Source organism: Shewanella aegiceratis, from assembly GCF_019457495.1.
Taxonomy (GTDB): Bacteria; Pseudomonadota; Gammaproteobacteria; order Enterobacterales; family Shewanellaceae; genus Shewanella; species Shewanella loihica.
Map to the genome: position 1 here is coordinate 2,554,500 of NZ_CP080416.1, position 19,412 is coordinate 2,573,911.

The following is a 19,412-nucleotide window of genomic DNA, read 5'->3' on the forward strand; positions in this document are numbered from 1 at the left end:
CATCAAATTATATTTTTACTTCAGACGATTTCTATTTTTAAATCAACTCTTTGGCATGTAAAAATCCACCTGCATAGCAGGTGGATTTGCTTTTGAGGTACTCTATAAGGGTGCCATAGAGATTTTAGTGTTCTCTATGACCTACTTTCGTCTTCAGCAACATTATTTTAGTTTTCACTCTTCCTCAATCATTCCACCACAGGCAATACCTAAACCAGAATAATCACAAAATTATTCAAACACTTAACAACAAAGATGTTTTGAGTAAATAGGGAAAGATTGAAAATACGAGAGATACTGTCTAGGAGAAAGTACGGGCATAGCCCAGAAGGAACGATCACCACCTCCATAGGAGGTGGTTTCAGATTGCCCAAAAAAAAGCGCACAGTAAACTGCGCGCTTCTATAAATAACCAAATTCAATTTAGTGAATCGTGATTGGAATTTTCGCCAATTCACTAATATCACCCTTAGGCGTTGTTGCTTCAATTATAAGCGTACCCGCATCTGGTTGATCGGCACCTTTAATAGTCACACTATAAGGTTCCGCTCTATTAACATTGGTTGATGTAACCGTATAGCTTCCCTTACTTGCCAAGCTACCTGCTGATGGAGTAAAAGTTATTACTGTTCCCTGTGGCAGTGGTTGGTTGTGAAGATCACCGACAATGATCGACACACCACCCGTTGACTTGCCCAGGATATCGATCGTTTGGTTTCCATTAAGACCTTTACAAGGATCGTCAGTAAGTGACGTATCTTCAGTACAGCTATCCACAATAATAGGAGTGGACGCTACGGCAGTGCTTCCTGACATAACTAAAACCAAAGAGGCTCTTACGTCTAACGATTTCTTCACCGAAGAACACCCCGCGTGCGGCGCACCAGTTTCATCTAAGGCGCACAAACTACCATTATATAGACCATCAGCTACATCAAACTCTTTGTTATTATTAAAATCAACAAAAGTTTCGGCATCACCACCAGCTTCGCCATCGAACTTTGGATTGTATAATCCATCTTCATTATGGTCGACGAAAGCTTCATCTAAATCATAAGGGTTACCCGATACGTCCTGTTTAGTTTTAAAGTCTTCAAATTCAACTAAATCGAAACGACCATTTCCGTTAAGATCGGGGAAAGACTCTTCACCGATTGCTCTCGCCAAAATAGTCACGCGTCCGCCATACGGTTGCCCAATGTCGGCTCCCAGCGTAGGTTCTTGGCCAAGTTCAAAAAGTGTCTTACCAGTAGGTCTTGGGTTTTGGCTCTTCCACTTCACCGAACATACACCATCCTGTGTCGTACACGATGAATCAATTACGCCACCCTCTGTTGTAAAGGAGACCGCAGTGCCATCAGGTACAGGGTTATTAAATGCGTCCGCCAAACGCGCAGTTATGTTAACTTCGACACCATCATAATCCCAACCTTCGGGGTTAAGAATATCAGCAGAAAGCGAAAAACTATCCTGATCCGGTAAACCTGTCGATATAACCAATAAATTAGATTGACTTGAAATCTCAGGTGAACTGCCGTCAACAACCGCAGTTACTCTAACAGATGTAGCAACGGTACCAGAGTTAACCACTGTTTGCGCTATACCTTGGCTGTTAGTCGTTGCAGTTGTCGGATCGAGTACAATATCACCAGTATCCGAGTTAAGCGAAAAATTCACCCTTTGATTGCTGACAGGATTACCATTCTTATCCATCACCTGGAATTTAACTGTTGATGATTCAGCGCCTCCAGTTCCCTTTAATCGAATAAGTTCAGGTATTGCTTCAACAAACTTAATACTTCCTACACTAGCCGACAAAACGTTGAGTGTAGCCTTGGCTGACAACGATTTACTACCAACGACTGCATTCACATTAATAGCATCGTCACCCACACACCCCTTTGCAAGGTAAGTTGTGGTCGCTACACCATTTACGGCTACAACAGGAGAACTGATTTCTGCTTCTGCTGGTGTTTTATTTGCACAAACAGATGAAAACTTAACTTCAACCGGCTCGCTAAAAAGATTACCGGCATCATCTTGAAGCGTAACAGAGATACTCGCCGTACCGCCTGCAGAGACAACAGCAGGCGAAACAGCGGCTACTTCAGATTGGAACGGATCACCACTTCCCATCAACACATTTGTCGCCCCAACTTTAAAGACTAATTCAGCCTTTTCCCCCGTTACAAGTGTTGCAGTGGCAATGCCCGCACCAGGCTGAGAACCAGCTAATATCTGTACATAAGCTTTACCATCTTCTGTGGCAGCGGTCTCAATAGGTAGTTCGCCAATATCACTAGTGAACTTAACAATCGTTGCTTTGGAAATTCCCGTTACTGTAGCGACCAAATAACCTGGCGATAATGAGGATATAGTGCTAATCGGAGTCATAGTGGCTAAATCGTCAACTAATATCAGAGCAACTTGCGCACCACCTGTTGCTGCGCCGCCATCACCTTGAGTATTAAAAGAAACGGAAGCTTCTACTGTCGTACCGCCTATAGTTTCATAGGATGCGGTTATCTTACCTGACCCCAACTTATCTCCAGGAAGTACATCTATCGAGACTTTACCATCAGCATCACTAACACCACTATCAGGAGTCAGCACCCCTTCCCCTTGAAGTGAAAAAACTATTCTGCCTCCAGATAAAGGAGAACTATTTTTAGTTAGGGTTGCATATAACTTCCCAGGTTGAGCATTGGAAATGTCAGTAGTTGGTTCACCACTTCCATTAACTAACGCAAGCGACAAACTATAAGAGTCCTCACCTGGAGTCGGCGTACCGCCACCACCATCTGTGACATTTCCCCCGCCGCTACAGGCGACAATAAAAAGCAAAAATAAATATGAGGTAAAAACTTTAAACGCTGACTTCATTGTCAGACTCCCTGTTACTCAGATTATCATTAAAAGCATCTGCTTATTACTTATAGGCTAACATTACACAATTTTCCCATAACTTTTCCATCACTAATCGCAATTAAGAGCGTAAAAGTGACAAAAACTTTAACTATTTAGCCGTTTCATCACCTAGGGTTTCTTGCTAGGCTTTAGGTGCAAATTGAAAAGCATAAAAATAATACAGGAAGCACTATGGCTGGCACGCAAAACAAAAAATTAGGCCTCACCGGAAAAATACTCATAGGTATGGCCGGAGGCATTTTAACCGGGCTACTGCTACGCAGTTTTTTCCCCGGTAGTGAGTTTATCGAAGAGTATATTACTAACGGCTTATTGAACGTGGTCGGCAGTATTTTTATCTCGAGTTTACAGATGTTGGTCGTCCCTCTGGTTTTCATCTCCCTGGTCTGTGGTACCTGCTCGCTGAGTGACCCATCATCCCTTGGCAGGCTCGGCGGAAAAACCATCGCTTTTTATCTGTTTACCACGGCGATTGCCCTTTCAATGGCCATCTTGGTCGCGCTGCTCGTTCATCCAGGTAACGCCTCGCTAGCGGCAGAGAACATGCAGTACAGCGTTAAAGAGGCCCCTAGCCTTTCGGACGTATTGATCAACCTGGTTCCCCGCAACCCGATACAGGCAATGACAGAGGGCAATATGCTGCAGATCATCATCTTCGCAGTGATCTTTGGCTTTGCTATTTCCCATATTGGCGAGCGCGGCAAACGTGTATCGGCACTATTTAATGACTTAAATGAAGTGATCATGCGTGTGGTCACCCTCATCATGCAACTGGCCCCCTACGGTATATTTGCCCTCATGGGTAAACTCGCCTTAACCTTAGGTCTCGAGACTTTTGAAAGCGTTGTTAAATATTTCGCGGTAGTTCTGGCGGTGTTATTAGTGCACGCCTTCGTGAGCTACCCTGTGCTATTAAAACTCTTCTCCGGACTCAGTCCCTTTACCTTTATTCGTAAGATGCGTGATGTGCAGCTGTTCGCCTTTAGTACGGCCAGCTCAAATGCCACGCTGCCAGTGACACTAGAGACCGCTGAGCACCGTCTAGGGGTGGATAATAAGGTCGCCTCTTTCACTCTGCCGCTGGGCGCCACCATTAACATGGATGGCACGGCAATTATGCAGGGTGTCGCCACAGTCTTTATCGCCCAGGTTTTTGGTATCGATCTCACCATTACCGACTATGCCATGGTGGTGGTCACAGCGACCCTCGCCTCTATCGGCACAGCAGGTGTACCTGGCGTCGGTCTTATCATGCTGGCAATGGTACTCAATCAGGTGGGTCTGCCTGTTGAAGGTATCGCCCTCATCATGGGGGTAGACAGACTGCTAGATATGGTGCGAACCGCAGTCAACGTGACCGGCGACTCGGTGGCGACTGTGATCATCGCCAAATCGGAAAATGCCTTTAACCAAGCTACTTTCGATGATCCTCAAGCAGGTAAGACGGCAGGCAGCTTTGTCGATCAGGTAAACGCCGAGCTCAAAGAGTAAATATGCTAGATATCATCAATCTGTAAAAACGAAAAGGCGTCCAATGGGCGCCTTTTCTATTGATATACGGTAAAACAGGAATTAGCTCTATTAGAGCCTTTCTAAATCAGCACAAGCCTCTTTAAAACAGCACATGCCTATTTAAAGCAGCCAAAGCCTATCACTCCCAATAGCCTATCTTTCCCAGTAGGCTTCTTCTAAGCTGTCTTCCCGCTCTGGCAGGCCGCGAGACAGGCGTGGACTGTGCTGCGCCAATACCTCGTAAGCCACGCGGTTGGCATACTTACAGATCTGCGAGAAAGAGGAGTAACACAGGCCGTCGCGTTTATGCTTGCTCGAACCCGGCACATTGGCCTTATGATAGGTGTTAGAGGCAAGGTCATGCAGCAGCGCCGCCAGCGCACCATCTCCCGCGCCATTAGTGTTACGTATGATCTCAGGACCGCCCATATAAGGCGAGATATGCGCAAATACCTTGATCGGCGTCTGACAGTCACGCTTTAGTTTAGGCCTTGAGAACTCGAAGCGATTAAATTCTGGAATTGCGCCGGGTAGCAGCGTATGACTGGTTTCGCGCTTCTCAGAGTCCTCGGTATAGCCTGCGGTGTAGAGCCCCAGCGGGCCTGCCGTGGTAAGCACCATATCACACCACTCTAACGCCGCGTTGCTGGCACTCAAGGGGTCTTTAAAGCCGGTCAGGGCTTCGCCCTCATCTTCGTTCATCGCCAGTATGGTGACATTTTCCTTAATGAATTCGATCCACCACTGGGGATCTTCCTCAATAAGGAAGCGTGTCCCCAAGGTCAGTACCACGGGCACATCTGCCGCCTTGGCATACTCGATGGCTTTTAATGCGGCATCTGTGATCATATCGCCACCGCTCGCGCGCATCAGGTAGGCGGTAAGCACTAGCGCCGACGAGGTCTGCACTATCTCCTGGTCGATATATTCAGGCGTAAGCTTATCCATCGAGCCCTTGCTGATGGCAAAGGTACGCTCGCCGCACTCTGAGATCAGGGTGAAACAACGACCGATAGGCCCATCCACCGGCTGCAGAAAATTAAGATCTACCTTAGAAGAGGTGTTGCACAGATAACGATAGGCGTAACTGCCCACCTCGATGTGGTTGCTCATTACCCCAAACAGCACTGAGCGATCGTCGGCGAGAATAGAGTAGTTGTGTACCGTGTTACCTATGGTGCCACCGGCAAATTCATCGCTGATCAGCTCAGAAGACTTCAGTTCGGTGTAGAGCTGGTGCGCCTTCTCGTCATCGATCAGCGTCGAGTTTCCTTTCGGCAGGGCGTAACGGCTAAGCAGCTCGTCCCCCACTTTGGCCTCGATGTCGACCAGCGTCTGATCAATCCCGCTGATATGGGTGGAAATATGCTGCGGCTGCAGGGTTAACTGCGCCAATAATGGATCGCGATTCTTAACTGGAAAGTAATGTTTCGACTTACGTTGACCGGGAAACTTCATACAGAACTCACTCTAATGCATCCATGCAGAATCAAATAAGAATAAACAGCACACTAGACCCCCTTAGTCTGCTGTCTACCAGGCCGCGTTATGGTTAATGCTACGCGGACGCCATCGCCTCAAAAAAACGGCGGCAGATCGTACCATATAAAATAGCATCGGGCAGTGATTTATGCCGTTTACCTAAGATTCTTTGCTTAAGATTTAAGCCAGCCCGCCGCATGTTCGTCGACCAAGTCCGCAAGCAGCTGCATGTGAGCTTCATCCTCGTTCAGACAAGGGATGAAATGATAGGCCTCACCGCCGGCCTCAATAAAGCTCTCTTTGCCGCCAATGGAGATCTCTTCAAGCGTCTCCAAACAATCCACGGCGAAAGCCGGACAGAGAATGTCCACGCGCTTTACCCCTTGACCCGGAAGGCTCTCGAGCAGCGCATCCGTTGCCGGTGTCAGCCACTCCTCCTTACCAAATTTCGATTGAAAACACAGGCGCCACTGTGACTCTGTAAGCCCCAAGGCCTCGGCCAGCAGCTCGGCAGTACGTTGACACTGACGCTGATAGGGGTCACCCTCGGTGACATAACGTAGCGGCACGCCATGAAAGGACATCAAGAGGCAATCGCCCTGGCCCTTATCTTGCCAATGACGCCGCACTGAATCGGCCAGCGCCGCGATATAGGCTGGATGTTGATAGTATTCTTTACTAAAACGAGTCTCGGGATAATTGCGTCTGCCCTTATAGTCACTGGCGATGGCATCGAATACCGGTGCCACGGTGGAGCAGGAATACTGGGGATATAGCGGCAGCACTACCAGGCGCTCAACGCCTTGTACTATCAGCTTGTCTATTCCCGACGACAGTGAGGGATTGCCGTAACTCATCCCCAACTCCACCGGAATATCGCTGCCATGACGCGCTTTTAGAATCGCACTCAGCGCCTCACGCTGACGCTCGCTGATCACCATCAGGGGCGAGCCCTCGGGCCACCAGATAGACTCATAGAGCTTGGCTACGGCCTTGGGACGCGTATTTAAGATGATGCCATTGAGTATGGGTTTCCAGATCCAAGGATTTAGGTCGACCACACGGGGATCGCTGAGAAACTGTTTTAAGAACTGCTTTACATCTTTAGGCGTGGGCGTATCGGGCGTGCCGAGATTAACCAGCAAGACACCAAGCTTAGCGGGAGATAAGTTGTCGACTTTATTCAAGAATTACTCTACTCATATTCTCTGGCAAGGATAGCGCTAGGCTAGCACCCACCCTGACATAAAAAAAGCCCACCTAGGTGGGCTTTTTCAAATATGAGAAGCAGCTCATATAGCGCTTTACTTTATAGCAGCGGGATTAGCCAATCGCCTTAACGATAGCTTCGCTCACAGCACCAACACTCTGAGTGCCGTCGAACTTGTTGTAGGTCAGCTTGCCTTGTTCGGCGACTTTACCGTAGTACTCAACCAGCGGCTTAGTCTGCTCATGGTAGATGCCTAGACGCTTACGCACTGTGCTCTCTTCATCATCTGGGCGGATAGCCAGATCTTCGCCGGTTACATCGTCTTTACCTTCCACCTTAGGTGGGTTGTAAACGATGTGGTAAACACGGCCAGAGCCTGGGTGTACACGACGACCGCTCATGCGCTTAACGATCTCTTCGTCTGGCACGTCGATTTCGATCACGTGATCGATATCGATACCGCTAGCCGCCATGGCATCTGCCTGAGGAATGGTGCGTGGGAAACCGTCTAGCAGGAAGCCCTTGGCGCAATCGTCTTGGGCGATACGCTCTTTAACCAGTCCAATAATCAGCTCATCAGAAACCAACTGTCCTGCATCCATCACTTTTTTGGCTTCTAGACCCAGAGGCGTTCCCGCTTTAACGGCTGCACGGAGCATGTCGCCCGTAGAAATTTGTGGCACACCGTATTTTTCCATGATGAATTGGGCTTGAGTACCTTTACCGGCACCTGGGGCACCTAATAGCATAATGCGCATCTGAGAGTCCTCTTATTTCGCATAAATTTGATTATTAGTTTTATCTGGGCGGCGATCTTCGCACAAATGGGCGCCTATTTGAAGGGCCGCATGGCCAGTTTTAATTCGACTTTAGGCTGATACCACACATACCACCTCATAAAGCAACCGGGTCAGCATATATCACTGGTATGATAACCCGATGCAGAGACTCATTAGGGACTGTTGTACTTTCAAGTTTGATTTTTGTTCAATCTAAACGCGTTTTGCACGAGGCGAGAGTCATGAAGCATAGTTACTCTATGTGAATGGCGAACAACCAAGAAATCGTCTGGAACGATTTCTAACAGCATTGCTGACCGCCCACGGTGAAAGGCAGGAAGCCTTTCATAAAGTGCAGTGCGTGTTTAGATGAACCCATTGGGCAGTGTTTGTAGGCCATTTTTACAGCGTTATCGCCCGTTTGTGTAACTCTGGTTTATAAAAACACTACACGCACAGGCTCTGCCTTGTATAAATCACCTACAAACTGCAGCAAAAACAAACAGCAAAGATCAACAGGCCCTAGTAGAGCAAGGTGTATAATTTGCGGCGATATTGATTGGCCACGGCATGTCCCTGACCTAATGCGGTGAGGATCTCCATGAAAAGCTGCTTGATCTCACCTTGCTGAGCCTGCAGATCTGTCTTTAACACCAGATAGAGACGCTCAAGCGCTTCTTCATCGCGCTTGGCGCCATGAAGTGCCTTGGCAAGGGAAAGTAGCTTGGCATAATCGCTGGGGTCTTGTTCGACATCATCCAGCAGACTTCTAATCTCCGGCGTATCGGCGGCGTCCAGCGCCAGGGAGAGCTTGGCCTTGAGGCTCTGATAGTAGGCGTCTTGATCGGCAAGGCCGATACCATCGAGCAACACCTTAGCCTGATTAATGTCTGACACGGCCAGCAGCGCATCGGCATACACTAAGGATATCTCGGCCGTCTGGCACTCCTGATAGGCTTGCTTAAGCAGCGGCAACGCCCCTTCTGCATCGCCCTCGGCGAGCTGGACCTTGGCCTGATTGAGGGCGACTTGCCAGGCCTTAGGCAGATGCTGGTCGAGTAAGGCCTCGATTTGCGCCGCCTCTTGCAGGCCGGCAAAGCCATCGACCGGCTTACCCTCTTTTAACACCAAGGTGGTCGGCAGGCTCTGGATCTGAAAATAGTTGGCTATCTCCATCTCCTGATCGCAGTTGACCTTAGCCAGCAGGAAACGTCCCTGGGCGGCTATCTGGGTCAGCATCTGCATCAGCTGCAGGCTCTCTGGGCTCTGCTGGCTCCAAAACGTCATGACCACCACCTGCTGCATGGAGGCATCGACCACTTGCTGAATGTTTTCTTTGGTTAAATCCAATACTGAATCCATAAAATCTCTTTTATCGAGAGCGTCTCTTTTTTGAGAGAGCTTGTCTCTGTTAATGAGTTAGCGATAAGTAGATAGCATAAGAGGCAGTCAAACTGCCTCTTACTAACTCTAGCTTAGATTTATTTAACGCTGGCTAACAACATCTTGTTCATCAGTTTGATAAAAGCTGATGGGTCAGCCAGGCTGCCTTTCTCAGATAGCTGCGCCTGTTGCAGCAAGAGCTCGGCCCACTGACCAAACACCTCTTCATCCTGCTCTGTGTCCAGACGTTTCACCAGCGGGTGCTCGGGGTTAAGCTCAAACACAGGCTTGCTCTCTGGCACGGCCTGGCCTGCAGCCTGCATCAATTTAATCATCTGCGACGACATCTCACCGGCGCCGGCGACCACACAGGCTGGGGTGTCGGTTAGACGACTGGTTACCTTCACCTCGGCCACCTTATCACCCAGCACCTCTTTGACGCGTTTAACCAGGCCTTCAGACTCGGTTTCCAGCTTCTCCTGGGCCTCTTTCTCGGCGGCATCTTCCAGCTCGCCCAGTTCGAGATCACCACGGGTCACCGAGTGCAGCTGCTTGCCGTCAAACTCGGTGAGATGGTTGATCAACCACTCATCGATACGCTCTGACATCAATAGCACCTCGATCCCCTTCTTACGCAGTAGCTCTAGGTGTGGGCTGTTGGCCGCCGCTTCATGACTGTCGGCAACGATATAGTAGATCTTGCTCTGACCTTCCTTCATGCGCTCAACATAGTCACTCAGTGAAACGGTATGGGCCGCCTCGTTGGTGTGAGTCGAGGCAAAGCGCAGCAGCCCGGCAATCTTCTCCTTGTTGGCGAAATCTTCCGCCGGACCTTCTTTCAGTACCTGGCCAAACTCGGCCCAGAAGGTTTGATACTTCTCGGGATCGTTCTTAGCCAGCTTCTCTAGCATGCCAAGCACGCGTTTGGTCACCGCAGTACGCAGCGCCGTGGTGATCTTGTTGTCCTGTAAAATCTCACGCGAGACGTTCAGCGGCAAATCGTTTGAGTCGATAAGACCCTGTACGAAACGCAGGTAGCTCGGCATAAACTGCTCGGCATCGTCCATCACGAATACGCGCTGCACGAAGAGTTTCAGGCCGTGTTTACGGTCGCGGTTCCACAGATCCCAAGGCGCCTTCGATGGTATGTAAAGCAGACTGGTGTACTCCTGCTTACCCTCAACGCGGTTGTGGCTCCACAGCAGAGGGTCGGCAAAATCATGGGAGATATGCTTGTAGAACTCTTGATACTCTTCGTCGGTGACATCGCTCTTGTTACGAGTCCACAGGGCGGTCGCCTTGTTCATCGCCTGCCAGTGACCTTCGGTAGCAGGAATGGCCTCACCGCCCTCCTCGGTCGCTTCCTGGGCTGGCGTGCCTTCTTGCCACATCTCTACCGGTACCGAGATATGATCTGAGTATTTGGTGATGATAGAGCGCAGACGATAATCGCTCGCAAACTCTTTCTCTTCTTCGCGAAGATGCAAAATGATCTCTGTGCCGCGGCTCTCTTTGACAATATTTTCGACGGTGAATTCGCCCTCACCGGCTGATTCCCACTGCACCGCCTCGTCGGCGCCATGGCCGGCGGCGCGAGTGCGTACGGTCACCTTGTCGGCAACGATGAAGGCCGAGTAGAAGCCCACACCAAACTGACCAATCAGTTGTGAGTCTTTAGACTCATCGCCCGATAGATTCTTGAAAAATTCTGCGGTGCCCGACTTGGCGATGGTACCCAGATGTTCTATCACGCCATCGCGGGTCATACCGATACCATTATCTTCGATGGTCACTGTACCTTTCTCGCTATCGGCACTGACGCGTACGCGCAGCTCACCGTCGCCTTCGTAAAGCTCATCTTTAGTCAGGGCTTCGTAACGAAGTTTATCGGCCGCATCGGCGGCGTTAGAGACCAATTCACGCAAGAAAATCTCTTTATTGGAGTATAAAGAGTGGATCATCAAATTGAGTAGTTGTTTGACTTCTGTTTGAAAGCCATGGGTTTCTTGATGTGACATGGATGTTTCCTTCTCTATTTCACAAAAACGCTTATGGCATTAGAGATGGGGCTGGATTTTTGCTTTTCAAGCCAAAAACAGACAAAGGATTTTATTTGGTCAAAAAAAATCCAGCTCAAGATGAACTGGATTTTATTGCTGGACTTTAAAGGGGCCTTATAACGGAATGCGTCCATTAAAGGAGAGCGCCAGCGTGGTGCTGTCGACATACTCGAGCTCGCCGCCCACGGGCACACCATGAGCGATTCGGCTCACATTGACCTCATGCTGCTTGGCCATATCGGCGATAAAGTGCGCCGTCGCGTCCCCTTCTACCGTCGGGTTGGTCGCCAGGATGAGCTCGCTCACCTCGCCACTGGCCAGATGGGTCTCCAGCAGGCTCAGCCCGAGCTCGTCCGGTCCCACACCATCGAGGGGTGACAGGTGGCCTAAGAGCACAAAATAACGGCCAGAGAAGTGACCGCCGGCTTCAATCGCCAGCACGTCGGCAGGCGTCTCGACCACACAGATCAGATCTGAGCTGCCACGGCGACTACTGGCGCAGATGGGGCACAGGCTCTCTTCGGTAAAGGTGCGACAGCTGCTGCAGTGCCCTACATCACTCATGGCGCTCGACAATGCCTGAGCCAGCTTATGACCCGCCTTGCGGTCGCGCTCAAGCAGCTGAAACGCCATGCGCTGAGCCGACTTAGGGCCAACCCCAGGCAAGCAGCGCAGCGACTGGATCAACTCATCGACCAGGGGACTAAATTTCATCGTTAGAAAGGCATCTTCATGCCAGGTGGCAACTGCATGCCGCCTGTGACTTCAGCCATCTTCTCTTTCTGGCTCTCTTCGACACGACGCGCCGCATCGTTACAAGCCGCCGCGATCAGATCTTCGAGCATCTCTTTGTCATCTTCTAGCAGGCTTGGGTCGATCTCGACCTTACGTACGCTGTGAGAGCCTGTCATAGTGACTTTAACAAGACCCGCACCGGCTTCACCGGTGACTTCCATACGCGCGATCTCTTCTTGCGCCTTGGCCATTTTGTCTTGCATCATCTGGGCCTGTTTCATCAGGTTGCCCATACCGCCTTTTCCAAACATATCGAGTTCTCTTCAATATTAAAAAAACTGGCTAATCTTACTGAATTAGCACCAATAAGCAATCAAAGCTGATCACCAATCTTAAAACTTATGACCTGCGAGCCCTTTCGCTTTGCTCGCTCCATTCATTCATTCTATCGAGCCTACTGCACGAGCTCACTGCATTTGCTCACGATATTAGTTAGTCGCACTAACGCCTGACTCAAGCATGACTAATGTAAGCGATAACTCGCGAAAGTTAAGACTCCTCTGTCGCCACAAAGTTCGACTTATCGATAAGTGCTATCGTCTGGCCCCGCTTACCCAGCAGCTCTGGCAGATAACTTAAGCTATCTGGCTCCATCTCTGCCTGCATCATCTGTGTCAACCATTGAATGTTTTCATCTTGTAATAACCCCTGATGCGCCTGCTCGAGCAGCTCGCGATGAAAACGCTGACGTATCTCTAGCGGCGTCTCGCGCTCCGGCTCGACGCCGACACTAAACGCCACCTGGCAACTGCCGCCCAAGGCCTTCGACAAGGCATCTTCGAGCTGCGTGATGGCGCCTGGCGCCGCCAAGTGCTTCTGATTGGGTTTGAGCACCAAAGGCAGCGGCTCACTAAAGGCCTGACATACGGCGTTGACCGCCAGCTGTCTTACCCGGCCGCCGATCTCCAGCGCCGACATCAAGCGGTACCACTTAAGATCCGTATCGTGCCCTGTGATCTCATCAGTCACAAAGGCCACCCGGGTCGTCTGACTGACGGGCTCGGTTACTGCTGAAGATGCAGAAGATTCCTGCGCTGCAGGGCGCTGGACGGGATGGTTGCCGAAAGCAGCGCTTTCATTTGGGCTTTGGTCATCCGAGCTATGGTCCTCCAAGCTGCGAGCATCCAAGCCTTGTTCAGTCTGGGCAACTGCATCGGCGCGGGCGTGTGACTCAGATTGAGTATCAACTTGCCCAGCAAGATTAGGCGCGTCATCGCTTGGGGCAGTAACTGCCTGCTGGCTCGGCTCAGGCGCCACCCAAGGCGGCCTGTCTTCATCATTTAGGTATGCAGTAGGCTGCTGCGCAGAATTATTGTTCTGCGTCTCAGACGCATCCGTCCCAGGCTCCGTCATCGCAGTCATGTTCGAGACAGCTTCGACGCTCAAGGCATTATCTTGATCGTTCTGAGCTGTCTCACCAAAGCTCTGGGGAGTAGCTTCCCCGCTCAAGGCATTTTCACCTACGCTCGGGGCTTCATCATTCCCGCTCAGGGCTGCTTTTTCTCCGCTCAGGGCTGCTTGCTCTGGCCGTTTGGGTGGCACATAAGGCTCTGCGCCAAACTTGTTCTCTTCGCCCGTCAGCTGTTCGCTACTCGGTTGAACCTGGTTAGCCCCAGGCTTCTTAGCGCCGACTAGAGGCTTTTTTGATGCGCTCTCCTTAGCCGCGTCCTCCTTAGCCGCATCTTCCTCAAGATCGCTAAGCAGGCTCTGACGCGCGTTCAATACGGCGTCGAGCAGATCATCTTCTAACAGGTTGGACGTTGTTTCTTCATTTGGCGATGCTGTATCGGGCGTCAAGCCGCCATGGGGGGCATCTTCATTTACCGAAGCGCTAGCCTGGGCACTGTTGTCAACAGGCCTTGTTGCCGCAGAGGAAGAGATATCACCAGATGCCTGACTATCCTGGCCCTGTTGATAGGCAAGGTAGGCTTCATAGTCGCTTGGGTCGCCGGACTCATCGCCATCTGAACTGAAATAGAGGTCATCGTAAAAACTGCCACTCTCGTTTGCCGATGATGCAGCTTGCTCGGCTATTGAAGCTGTTTGCTCGACGGTCTCTGCCGGCATTTTTAGCTCGCTAGGCTGAACCGCTTCACCGCCTTGTGCTGTCGCAGCACTCGTCGACACATCCGCTTTAGAATCGGCAGATGCTTCGCTTACGGGACTCTTATTTGCCGAGCTTGTTTCTTGCGAGCTCGGCTCAAGGCTAGACACAGGCTCAGTGCTAGGCTCAGGGCTGTGGTTAGTGCTAAGCTCAGGGCTGTGCCCTTGGCTTTGGGCCTGGCTCAAGATCAGCTGCTGCTCGGCAAACAGATCGAGTGCGCCCTCATCCTCCTCAAGCTCTTCCTGCTCAGCTGAATCCGCTTCGAATAAATCCGCTGCAACTAAGTCCGCTTCGACTAAATCCGCTTCAATTGGGCCGTCAGTATCGTTTAACTTTTTCGTCTGCTCAGCAGTTGCTTGTGCATCGTCTTGAGAAAACATTGCCGCACTTGCTTTACTGCTGGCCTCAATCTTAGCTTTTTCTTCTACCTTAGTCTTTTCTTCAACCTCGGCTTCCACTTCGCCCTGACTGTTTGACACAGACGCAGCAGGTTTTACCGGCTTAACTGTTTCATCTGGCTTAGCAGAGATTGGCGCAACATCTTCACCCTTGCCCGGTTCTGGTAAGAGAGGTTCAGGCAAGAGGATCTCACTACCGGCCTCGCCCATCCAGCGCTGCACGGGCGCCTCGGGCACGAAAGCGATAGCGCGCAATAGCGCCATCTCTAGGCCAGACTTAGGATCGGGCGCATGGGGTAGATCCTGCCGACCGTTTAGCAATAATTGATAATAGAGCTGTACCTGCTCGGGCCTTAACTGTTTGGCGAAGGCCTTGATCTGCTCGGCATATTGCGACAGCTGAGCGGCGCTGGGCGCAAACTGGGTCAAGGTGATCTGGTGCAGCAGTTCCAGCAGGCTGCGCAAAACCTCATGGGGATCGGCGCCGAAGGATAAAACATCCCCAGTCACCTTCATGAGCTGATCCACATCGCCATCGCACAGGGCTTTTAGCAAGACAATCACATGATGCTCATCTATGGTGCCCAGCATGGTCTGCACCTGAGTGAGCCTGACTTGACCAGCCCCGAAGGCGATGGCCTGATCCGTCAGACTCAAGGCGTCACGCATACTGCCGTTGGCTGCCTTGGCGAGTAGTTTTACCGCGCCATCGTCATAGCCAACCTGCTCCTGCGCCAGGATGTGGCCAAGCTGCACGCAGATCTCATCGAGTGTCAGACTCTTAAGGTTAAATTGCAGACAGCGGGAGAGTACGGTGACCGGCAGACGCTGGGGATCTGTGGTCGCCAGCAAGAATTTAACATGCTCAGGGGGCTCTTCCAGCGTCTTCAACAGGGCATTGAAGCTGCTGCGCGAGAGCATGTGCACCTCATCGATGAGATACACCTTGAAGCGGCCACGTGTGGGGCGATACTGAACGTTGTCCAGCAGCTCGCGGGTGTCGTCAACCTTAGTGCGCGACGCCGCATCCACCTCGATAAGATCGACAAAGCGACCCTGGGCGATCTCGACGCAGCTGGCACACTGGCCACAGGGCGTGGCCGTTACTCCTTGCTCACAATTCAATCCCTTGGCAAATAGCCTGGCCAGACTCGTCTTACCTACCCCTCGGGTACCGGTAAACAGATAGGCATGATGTAGACGGTTTTGCGATAAGGCATTGGTAAGGGCATGCAGCACATGTGACTGACCGACAACTTGCTCAAATGTTGCAGGGCGCCATTTTCTGGCTAACACCTGATATGACATGGAACTCCCCAAGGTTGGTAACTATTACGAAGCACACTTCATTAATCAGCAAACAATAACATGCCAAGGTCCATCTCGCTAGCAAGCTAAGCGCTTAGCGCGCCTTAATTTATCTTTGTTAAGCCAGCTTGCTTCATGTTTAACCTATCACCCGCTTTGCCCGCCCAGATGAGGCCTAATGCTAAGCCATCATGAGCCACTCTTTAGCCAGTCTTTAGCGAGTTGACAAGGCAATATTAGCCATCTCCCTCACCCATCAATCCCATGGGGTAGACAACAGGCTCACATATGTCACAGGCCTAACATCACAGATGTCCAGATAGCAAAATGCCGCGGCATAGCCACGGCACTTATATGATCAACCAGAGTGATCAATTAGACGGTATTACTCGCCTTCAAACTCACACAGGGTCATCAGAGAGAGGCCCATCTCGGCTAGACGATGCTCGCCGCCAAGCTCTGGCAGAGAGATCACAAACGCCGCATGCTCAACCTCACCACCGAGCTGACGGATAAGCTTTACCGTCGCTTCGATAGTACCGCCTGTAGCCAGCAGATCGTCGACCACCAATACCTTATCGCCTGGCTTAATGGCATCCGTGTGGATCTCCAGCATGTCATGGCCATATTCCAACTCATAACTCTCAGAGATAGTTTCGCGCGGCAGTTTACCCGGCTTACGCACAGGCACGAAACCGACGCCCAACTCTAACGCCAGCGGCGCGCCGAAAAGGAAGCCACGCGCCTCTGTGCCCACCACTTTGGTCACGCCAAGATCTTTATAGCGCTCAACAAACAGGGCAATCGTCGCCTGATAGGCCGCTGGGTCTTCCATTAAACTGGTTACATCGCGAAACATGATCCCTGGTTTCGGATAATCTGGAATTGTCTTAATGCTCTGCTTGATCAAGGCTAACTTGTCTGTATTCATTACTACCATCTTTTTCGTTTGAGCCCTTAAAAAGGACAAACTGGCCATAGGGCCAGTTTTGACTAGAATTTTCGGCTAAAGCTTAAGCTCCTTTGATATGGGTTGCAACAGCGAATGTCACAAAGCTTAACCAAACTCACCGCCAAGGTTCACAACCTAAGTTCACAATCAGTCGTCTAATTCGGGAATTTGCCTGAGGTAAAGCAGCAAGCCTGTCAGCATGGCCAGCAGCGTCAACTTCACCCACAGCAGCGGCACCAAGATGATACTCACGCTAAAACTTAAACAGGTGGCGATATAAGCCTTGCGCTTCAAGCCGCGGCGAATGGCGCGCTCGCTATGCCAGTTCTGCAGCGCGTCGGCAAACCAAGGATGGGTCATCAGCCAGTCATGCAGGCGCGAACTCGAGCGGGCGAAACAAAAGGCTGCCAGCAAGATAAAAGGCACGGTCGGCAGCAGCGGAAGGGCAATGCCAAGCAGGCCGAGAAACAGACTGCTAAGGCCTAGGAGTAGATAGAAGCCCCGCTTGATAACCATGAATTCCTCGCATAAAAAACCACTCAAGAATGAGTGGTTAGTATACCCGACTTAGCCCGCTAAGCTAGCTGCTTAACCGCTTAAGGCTAATGCTTAAGGCTAACGCTTAAGAGATCAGGTTTAGGTGTTTCAACCATGACAGGGTAGCTGGCAGCGTAGGCAACATCATTACCAGCAAGAAACCAAGAAAATAAACAAAATTAAACGGGTCTTTAAACGGCTGACTCATACTTTCCTCACTCATGATTGACAACTTTTATTGATCTAGATCAATTTTCACCGCCATTATAGTGACAAGCCAGCACGATAGAAAGGCTTAATTTGGACAAATTTTATCTCGCGGCGACCACTATGCCCCGCTGCGCCATATCCAGCAGCAACTGCCGACAACCCTCTACTATCTGAGGCCTCGGCATCTGCTGATAAAGGGCTGCAAGCCAGTCACATAGCGCAGCAAACTCCACACCATCTTGCTGCTCGATATAGGCCAGCACCTGTGCCGTAAGCGGATTAAGCTGCAAGAAACAGACTTCATCGTCAGCATCCCGGTAGATACAGAAAAAGTTTGGCTGCTCGCTAGGCGCCTCGGGGCGATAGTCGGGGCTAATGCGCTGCACCTCAAAATGGTATTGGGCCACCCTGGCGGCCAAGCTTAACCCCAGGGGCTGGGTTTCCAGGCTTTGCTCGTCAATACGTTGCGACTGTCTGTCATCGAGCGCCGTGGCCACCACCAGCTCCAACCATTCATAGTGAGCCAGCTCTAGCATGAAGGCGGGATCTTGCTCGCTCAGCTGATATTCGTTTTGCAAGAACAGCAAAAACTCCTGGGCGATTTCGATGAAGATCGGCGTCTGACAATCATGGGTCACAAAAAACTGCTGCACCAGCGCCTGCCAGTCATCTTCTTCATACAAGGAGCAGAGCACGGGAAAGCCGCTGGCGACAAACCCCTTCACATTATTAAAAAACAGTTCGCGATAGATCCCCATACGCCTTTCGTCCGTCCCCTGAGGCAGGGGCGATGAAGGGTCTTTGATGTAATCGATAAACGACTGCTGAACTTGGGTAAAACTCATCTAGGCGCTCCGATGACTGGGCTGCAATGCCTTAGTCTGATAGTCATGTATCTTGTTGATCTCTTTGAGCAACTCTGAGGTGGCTGGAATATTAAAGTCACGCTCTAGTAAGGTTGGAAACACACCATGGGTCTGATAGCAGATCGCTAACAAACGCCACACGGGGTCGATCACCTCGCTGCCATGGGTATCGACCTTAAGATCTTCTGCCTCATCGTAATGACCGGCAATATGCAGGTAAGCGATACGTTCACTGGGCATGGCCTTCAGAAAGGCCTCGGCGTCATACTGATGATTGATCGAGTTAACATAGATGTTGTTCACATCCAGCAGCAGGCGACAATCTGCCTCTTCCAGCACGGCGCTGACAAACTCGCACTCACTCATCTCGCTCGCGGGCGAGGCGTAAAAGGATACGTTTTCCAGAATAAAGGGACGCTCAAGGATATCCTGTACCTGCTCAATACGCCTTGCCACGTGGCGCACCGCCTCATCAGTAAAGGGGATTGGCATCAAGTCATACAGATGGCCCTTGCCCGAACAGTAACTTAAGTGCTCCGAATAAATCTCTATGTCGTGATGGTCTAGAAAGGTTTTAATCTGCTTAACGAAACGCGTATCTAGGGGCTCTGGGCCACCGATAGAGAGCGACAGTCCGTGGCAGAAAAACTTGTGCTTCTCGGTTAACTGCCTAAATTGACGGCCAAACTTACCACCAAGTGTCATCCAGTTCTCAGGCGCCACCTCGAAAAAATCGATGGCACCGGGGACAGACTGGCAAAACTCATCTAGCATCTCGCGGCGCAGGCCGAGCCCCACCTTAGCTTGTGTCATCATCACTCCACCTCTAGTGAACAAATTGACGCATTTACCTTATGTAAAAAGAATTAGGCCAGTATTCACTGGCCT

At 50.7% G+C, this 19,412-nt stretch carries 15 protein-coding genes; 2 read left to right on the plus strand and 13 right to left on the minus strand.

Going from position 1 to position 19,412, the window contains the following annotated elements; translation table 11 throughout:
* Positions 1–423: 423 nt before the first annotated feature.
* Positions 424–2,883: an Ig-like domain-containing protein gene (locus K0H80_RS11345; protein ID WP_220071641.1), complete on the minus strand. Its 2,460-nt coding sequence runs from the start codon at positions 2,881–2,883 to the stop codon at positions 424–426.
* A gap of 216 nt (positions 2,884–3,099) precedes the next feature.
* On the opposite strand from K0H80_RS11345, the gene K0H80_RS11350 reads away from it, so the two are divergent.
* Complete coding sequence (locus K0H80_RS11350) at positions 3,100–4,419, plus strand: dicarboxylate/amino acid:cation symporter (protein WP_220071642.1); 1,320 nt, start codon at positions 3,100–3,102, stop codon at positions 4,417–4,419.
* A gap of 174 nt (positions 4,420–4,593) precedes the next feature.
* Here K0H80_RS11350 and K0H80_RS11355 read toward each other — a convergent pair whose 3' ends face one another.
* The 5 genes from K0H80_RS11355 to htpG all read right to left on the minus strand — a co-directional run bounded on the left by K0H80_RS11355 (position 4,594) and on the right by htpG (position 11,312).
* A complete protein-coding gene (locus K0H80_RS11355) occupies positions 4,594–5,898 on the minus strand; it encodes an inosine/guanosine kinase (protein WP_220071643.1) in 1,305 nt (434 codons plus the stop codon).
* A 197-nt stretch (positions 5,899–6,095) separates the two neighbouring features.
* Positions 6,096–7,109 (minus strand): ferrochelatase, encoded by a 1,014-nt coding sequence (gene hemH, locus K0H80_RS11360; protein ID WP_220071644.1) that lies wholly within the window; start codon positions 7,107–7,109, stop codon positions 6,096–6,098.
* Positions 7,110–7,245: 136 nt separating this feature from the next.
* Entirely contained in the window at positions 7,246–7,890 is a 645-nt protein-coding gene (gene adk / locus K0H80_RS11365) for an adenylate kinase (protein ID WP_011866028.1), read from the minus strand.
* Positions 7,891–8,433: 543 nt separating this feature from the next.
* Complete coding sequence (locus K0H80_RS11370; RefSeq protein ID WP_220071645.1) at positions 8,434–9,273, minus strand: co-chaperone YbbN; 840 nt, start codon at positions 9,271–9,273, stop codon at positions 8,434–8,436.
* A gap of 119 nt (positions 9,274–9,392) precedes the next feature.
* A complete protein-coding gene (gene htpG, locus K0H80_RS11375; protein ID WP_220071646.1) occupies positions 9,393–11,312 on the minus strand; it encodes a molecular chaperone HtpG in 1,920 nt (639 codons plus the stop codon).
* Positions 11,313–11,314: 2 nt separating this feature from the next.
* Between htpG and K0H80_RS11380 the strand changes: the two genes are divergently transcribed.
* Entirely contained in the window at positions 11,315–11,461 is a 147-nt protein-coding gene (locus K0H80_RS11380; protein ID WP_220071647.1) for a hypothetical protein, read from the plus strand.
* 7 nt (positions 11,462–11,468) lie between these two features.
* Here the strand turns inward: K0H80_RS11380 and recR are convergent, their stop codons facing one another.
* The 7 genes from recR to K0H80_RS11415 form a co-directional block, all read right to left on the minus strand.
* Positions 11,469–12,068 carry a recombination mediator RecR gene (gene recR, locus K0H80_RS11385; RefSeq protein ID WP_144202937.1) on the minus strand — a complete coding sequence of 200 codons (600 nt, stop codon included), beginning with the start codon at positions 12,066–12,068 and terminating at the stop codon, positions 11,469–11,471.
* A 2-nt stretch (positions 12,069–12,070) separates the two neighbouring features.
* Entirely contained in the window at positions 12,071–12,400 is a 330-nt protein-coding gene (locus K0H80_RS11390) for a YbaB/EbfC family nucleoid-associated protein (protein ID WP_144202934.1), read from the minus strand.
* Positions 12,401–12,638: 238 nt separating this feature from the next.
* A complete protein-coding gene (dnaX, locus tag K0H80_RS11395; RefSeq protein WP_220071648.1) occupies positions 12,639–15,959 on the minus strand; it encodes a DNA polymerase III subunit gamma/tau in 3,321 nt (1,106 codons plus the stop codon).
* Between the two features lie 385 nt (positions 15,960–16,344).
* Positions 16,345–16,899 carry an adenine phosphoribosyltransferase gene (gene apt / locus K0H80_RS11400; protein ID WP_083764354.1) on the minus strand — a complete coding sequence of 185 codons (555 nt, stop codon included), beginning with the start codon at positions 16,897–16,899 and terminating at the stop codon, positions 16,345–16,347.
* A gap of 159 nt (positions 16,900–17,058) precedes the next feature.
* Entirely contained in the window at positions 17,059–17,427 is a 369-nt protein-coding gene (locus K0H80_RS11405; protein ID WP_220071649.1) for a YbaN family protein, read from the minus strand.
* 332 nt (positions 17,428–17,759) lie between these two features.
* Positions 17,760–18,503, minus strand: a complete 744-nt coding sequence (locus K0H80_RS11410; protein ID WP_220071650.1) for an HvfC family RiPP maturation protein — start codon at positions 18,501–18,503, stop codon at positions 17,760–17,762.
* Positions 18,504–19,340, minus strand: coding sequence for an HvfB family MNIO-type RiPP peptide maturase (locus K0H80_RS11415; RefSeq protein WP_220071651.1), 837 nt, complete (start codon positions 19,338–19,340; stop codon positions 18,504–18,506).
* Positions 19,341–19,412: the final 72 nt, after the last annotated feature.